The organism is Microvirga tunisiensis, from assembly GCF_009296175.1.
Taxonomy (GTDB): domain Bacteria; phylum Pseudomonadota; class Alphaproteobacteria; order Rhizobiales; family Beijerinckiaceae; genus Microvirga; species Microvirga tunisiensis.
This window is the reverse complement of the sequence record NZ_VOSK01000418.1, coordinates 1-4,733: the sequence shown is the minus strand read 5'-3', so window position 1 is coordinate 4,733 and position 4,733 is coordinate 1. Positions and strand designations below refer to the sequence as shown.

The window sequence follows — 4,733 nt, the reverse complement described above, 5'->3', positions numbered from 1 at the left end:
CCCGTAGCGCGCGAGGCAGAGATGCGAAGGCATTCTGTCCGTTCGCGCCAGAGCCTGGGCTTTGCGATGACCGGTGTTGCTCTTAGGTCAACAGACAGATCTCTGTGTAAATGCGGGAACGACTGCAATCGGCACTTCTCGGAATTAGACCGATGGTCTGCTCTCGCAAGGAACAGCGGACGTTCCTAGAAGGCGGGGGATCGTCAGTGCGTGGCCCAGAGCGGCCACCGGAGCATTCGTAACGTGGCACTACCCCCACCGACCAACGCCCGTCGCGCTCACTTTTCCTGATGAAGCTCGCCGCCGCGCAGCAGCCGCTGTGCGATGTCGGCGGTCTGAAACGCCGCACGCTCGGTCGGCGAATGGGCCGCAAGGTAGCGCGCCACCGCGATCAGAATGTGCCGACCAGGACCGGTGTTGCCCCATTCGCCGAACTGCCGCACCCCCGCCTCCAGCATCTGGTACGCGTGGAAGCCTGCGTCCTCACGGAGCAGAGCGTGCGCGAGTGTCACTATAAGCTCATCGGGCGGGTGGCCGAGCGTGAGATGACGCGCGACCAGACGGCCGACCACGTCGACCTGACGTTGGCGATCGAAAGCCTCCAGCAAGGCCGTGCGGATGGCCCCGACGTCGGTCGGGAGGTCGTCGAGCCGATCACCGCCTTCGCCTGGCAGCCGATACGGCGGCACGTTGAGGTAGCGGGCGAGGTAGAGGGCCATTGCCCCGTGCAGCACCCCGCGCACCGCCTCGATTCCGCCGGTCCGCTCGCTCTCCTCAGTCCCGATCCGCTTCAGAACTTGGTGCAGGGCATTGGCATACGTGAAGACGTGCAGGGCCGTCTCCCAGTCAGCATGCTCGTTCGCAGTGCCGAACCGCGCCACGCGGAGCGCCGCCGCATAGGCGAGCGAGCGGCCGAGATCGGTCGGGAGGGCGCCCGCCCGGATGGCTGCCTTCAGGGCTTCAAGGATCGTCCTCGCATCATCGCCCAGGAGCGCGACGGCCAGCTCCGTGTGATCCGCCCAGTCGGCTTGGCGGGAAGTCGTGAACAGGTCGCGCAGTTCAGCAGCGGCTTCCTCGCACAGCGCGACGAGATCAACCGGATGGCGCCAAGCGGTCGTCTCCTCTGCGCCGCGTGCCGCCACCATCTGCTCGACCACGCTCGGCAGCACGGCCGGGGCGTGCTCCCAGCCGATCAGGTCAAGACATTCACAAGCCTTGTTGACGAAGTCGAGCACGTGCCCGCCGCTTGCGAAGGCGCGGTCCGTTGCTGTCGAGACCAGTAAGCTGGCAAGCGCGGCCGATGAGGCACCAGAGGTAATGGCAGTGAGCAGGGTGCGTTCGGCGGCTTCGCGATGGCGCACAGCGCTCCAGTGCCGCAGCCACCGCTGGAGGGTAGCGAGATCGGGCCGACTCGCGAGTGGTGCACGCTCCCGGCGCGGCGCCGCGCCGTCGCAGTCCACAGCAATCCGCCGGGTACCGTGGAACAGGGCCAGATAGGTCTCTTCTTGAGGCAGCACCGGGAGGAGATTGCCGAGCGCGGTGAGGATTGTCGCGCCAACTCCCCACCCATCGTGGTTGCGCACTGCGAACAGCGCGGCCTGCCGCAGGATGTCGCGCGTGGGCACGCCGGCGATGAGCTGCCCCCGTACGGCTTTGGCAATCACGAGCCCGAGATTGTGGGCAAGGCCGTCATCGAGCCGCTGGCGCCAATGGTGCGACGGATCGCCGTGAGCAAACGATGGGTTAATCCAGATCTCGCCATCCCGCACCTCGACAGGACAGGTCGGAACGTCATCGGCCCAGAGGTCGAACGTGCAGCCACTCGCCAGGTCGAAGCGAGCATGATGCCAATGGCATGTCAGGATGCCGTCCTCCACACTGCCTCGATCGAGCGGAAAACCCATGTGCGGGCAGCGATTGTCGAGCGCGAAGACGTGTCCGCCGTCGTAGAGCACCAGAACCGGGGAATGGCGGCCACGCGCCACGAGACGCCCCTTGTCTTTCAGTTCGGCCAGGCTTCCCACGTGCACGAAGTCCGAGGTCGGCGTATCCATTGGACTGTTCCTCGTTCCAGTCACTTCCGAAGAGTATAGCGCATTTTCCCACGGCAGACGGTTCTGAGCGCTGCCTTCTGTGTGGACGGCACCTTCCGTCGGAGGTCCTCGGCACGGGCCGCGTTCCGGGCATGGAAAACAACATCATGGCCTGAGGCCAACAATTCCTTCCCGGCCAGCAAGCCGAGCCTGGTCGACGAACCCGAAACGAACACGCGAGCCATGGTCAATGCTCCTGCCCAAGCGGCAAGGCCCCGCGCTCCACGGGGCCGTTCCGGTCATTGGCGCTCGTAGGTGACGCGGAAGCCTTCCGCCGGATTGGCCGGCGTCAGGACCAGTTGGTTGCCCGACACCTCGAATACACGCTCCATCTTCTGCCCGATGAGATTGCGCACCAGCGAGGACTGAACGGTCACCACGAAGGTCTTCTTCGCGTCGTCGATGGCCACGGTGCCGTAAAAGGCCTCGTACCCGTTTACGGTGTACGGCGTCGGCGCCGCGTTAGCATCCGGGTTCATTGCCTGGACCGACATGGTGCCGGCCTCGGAGAACACGATCTGGCCGGAATAGGGAATAGCCTGGAGGTTTCCCGGACCACTGCCCACCTGAAGCGAAGTCATGCGCCACACGCCGACGAGCGGAGACTTGGCGGACTGGGCGAAAGCGGGCGCGCAAGCCCCCAGGGCCAGGGCAGCGACGGCGAACTTGAGGTAGGTCTTCATGTCAGTCCTCTCTTGCTGGTGGGAAGGAATGTTGGTTGGAGAATGGTTCGGGGGATGACGATCATCGGACCCGCTCGATGCGGACCGGGAACTTGCCGCGCACGCGCAGCGGCTCGAAGCCGCCCTCGAAGCGGCCGAGCCGGATCAATCCGGCCCAGCGATAATCGGCGTAGAACAAGGCCAGGTTGCCCCAAGGCTTGAAGTAGCAGAGGTCACCAGGCCGCTCGTTGCCGAACGGACCGCTGCCCTCTTCGGTGAGCTTGCGCGGCAGATGGACGATCTTCTCGTTGCTGCCGAAGTCCTCGATGGTCAGGGCCAGGGGAAGCATGGACGCGAGGTCCCGTGCCGTCGGATTGTCGTAGAGCGTTGCCGTCAACGCCAGATCATTGAACGCAATCCGGATCCTGACGTCACTGGACACTTGGCTCGCTGGATCCCGTCCGTTCTGCCCGTGGGCCGCCAGCGACAGGGCAGCGGCGGCCAAGGTGCCGCCGAGCACGGCCCTGCGGTTCGGATATCGCAACGTCGTCATGCGTTGGGCCTCCTCACACCGGCTGAGCGGTCGGCCGGAACAGGATCTCGTTGATATCGACATCCTCCGGCTGGCTGATCGCAAAGGCGACCATGCGGGCGAAGGTGTCCGCCCGACGGCGATCCGGCTCACGACGTCCTTGGTGCCTTCCTGGATGTCCTTCTCGCTGATGTGCTCGAGCAGCTCGGTGCTCACCGCACCGGGCGAGATCACGGTGGTACGGATGTCGTAGGGCTTCACCTCCCGGCGCAGGCCCTCGGACAGGGCACGCACGGCGAACTTGGTGGCGCAGTAGACGGTGGCGCCCGGATCGACGACGTGCCCGTAGACGGAAGAGACGTTGATGATGTGCCCGGACCTCCGCTCCTTCATGTGCGGCAGCGCGGCGGCGATGCCGTAGAGCACGCCCTTGATGTTGACGTCGATCATGCGATCCCACTCGTCGACCTTGAGCCGTTCGAGCGGGGCGAGCGGCATGAGGCCGGCGTTGTTCAGCATCACGTCGATGCGGCCGAATTCGCTAACCGCCGTGTCCACCAGGTTTCTGACCTGATCGCGGTCGGTCACATCCGTCACCATGGCCCTAGCCTTGTGCCCGGCGGCAGTCAGCTCGGCAGCCAGAGCCTTGATGCGGCTTGCGCGGCGGGCACCCAGCACAACAGTTGCGCCCTGGGCGGCAAGGTGGCGTGCCGCTGCCTCGCCGAGCCCGCTGCTGGCGCCCGTGATGACCACGACCTTGTTCCCAATGCCTCCGGGCATGAGGGTCGCTGATCTCTCCATGAAAGAAGTTTCATCCCGTGTCTGGTCGATGGCCATGCCGTGTTCTCCCGTCAGTCACGACCTGGATAGCCAGACGGGTCTTGGCCGACTAAAGCGCTTTTGATCTGGACTTGAATCCCTTCGGGTGGGCTGTGCGTTGACTGGGATATGGCCCGGGAGGCAAGCCATGCCCCAGCCCTATTCTCCTGATCTGCGTGAGCGTGTTCTGGTCGCCTGCGAGCGGGGCGATCTTCCTCAGGTTGAGATTGCCTATCGGTTTCAGGTCTGTCCTGCCACCGTGTCGAACTGGCGCCGCCAGGAGCGCGAGGACGGCCGACGTGCTCCGAAGCCGCACAGCGGCGGCGTGCCCTCGCGCCTGGATGCAGCAGCTCTGGAGGTGCTGCGTCAGCTCGTGTCCGAGGACAATGACGCGCTGCTGCGCGAGTATCGCGAGCGCCTGGCCGAGAGAACGGGCGTGACGGTGTGTCTGGCGGTGATCTGCGAGGCGCTCAAGCGCCTCAAGCTGCGTCCGAAAAAACCTAGGACGGCAAAGCCGGCTGTCTGGTAGAGTGTGGTGGTGGGGGTCTTCTGTGCCTGTGAGGAGGTGCGGGATGACCAGACTCTCAGGGCGCGAGCCGCCGGAGCGCGAGCGGGTGCTGCGTCCCG

4 protein-coding genes and 1 pseudogene are annotated in these 4,733 nt (G+C 65.2%); 1 reads left to right on the top strand and 4 read right to left on the bottom strand.

The window, feature by feature from the left end:
• Positions 1 to 278: 278 nt before the first annotated feature.
• The 4 genes and pseudogenes from FS320_RS38230 to FS320_RS38215 form a co-directional block, all read right to left on the bottom strand.
• Positions 279 to 2,054, bottom strand: a complete 1,776-nt coding sequence (locus FS320_RS38230) for a Rieske (2Fe-2S) protein (protein ID WP_152717504.1) — start codon at positions 2,052 to 2,054, stop codon at positions 279 to 281.
• 278 nt (positions 2,055 to 2,332) lie between these two features.
• Positions 2,333 to 2,776, bottom strand: coding sequence for a lipocalin-like domain-containing protein (locus FS320_RS38225; protein ID WP_152717502.1), 444 nt, complete (start codon positions 2,774 to 2,776; stop codon positions 2,333 to 2,335).
• Between the two features lie 61 nt (positions 2,777 to 2,837).
• A complete protein-coding gene (locus tag FS320_RS38220; protein WP_152717500.1) occupies positions 2,838 to 3,308 on the bottom strand; it encodes a cyclophilin-like fold protein in 471 nt (156 codons plus the stop codon).
• Positions 3,309 to 3,321: 13 nt separating this feature from the next.
• A pseudogene (locus FS320_RS38215) lies at positions 3,322 to 4,067 on the bottom strand (SDR family oxidoreductase).
• A 187-nt stretch (positions 4,068 to 4,254) separates the two neighbouring features.
• Here FS320_RS38215 and FS320_RS38210 point away from each other — a divergent pair.
• Positions 4,255 to 4,635: a helix-turn-helix domain-containing protein gene (locus FS320_RS38210; RefSeq protein WP_152717498.1), complete on the top strand. Its 381-nt coding sequence runs from the start codon at positions 4,255 to 4,257 to the stop codon at positions 4,633 to 4,635.
• Positions 4,636 to 4,733: the final 98 nt, after the last annotated feature.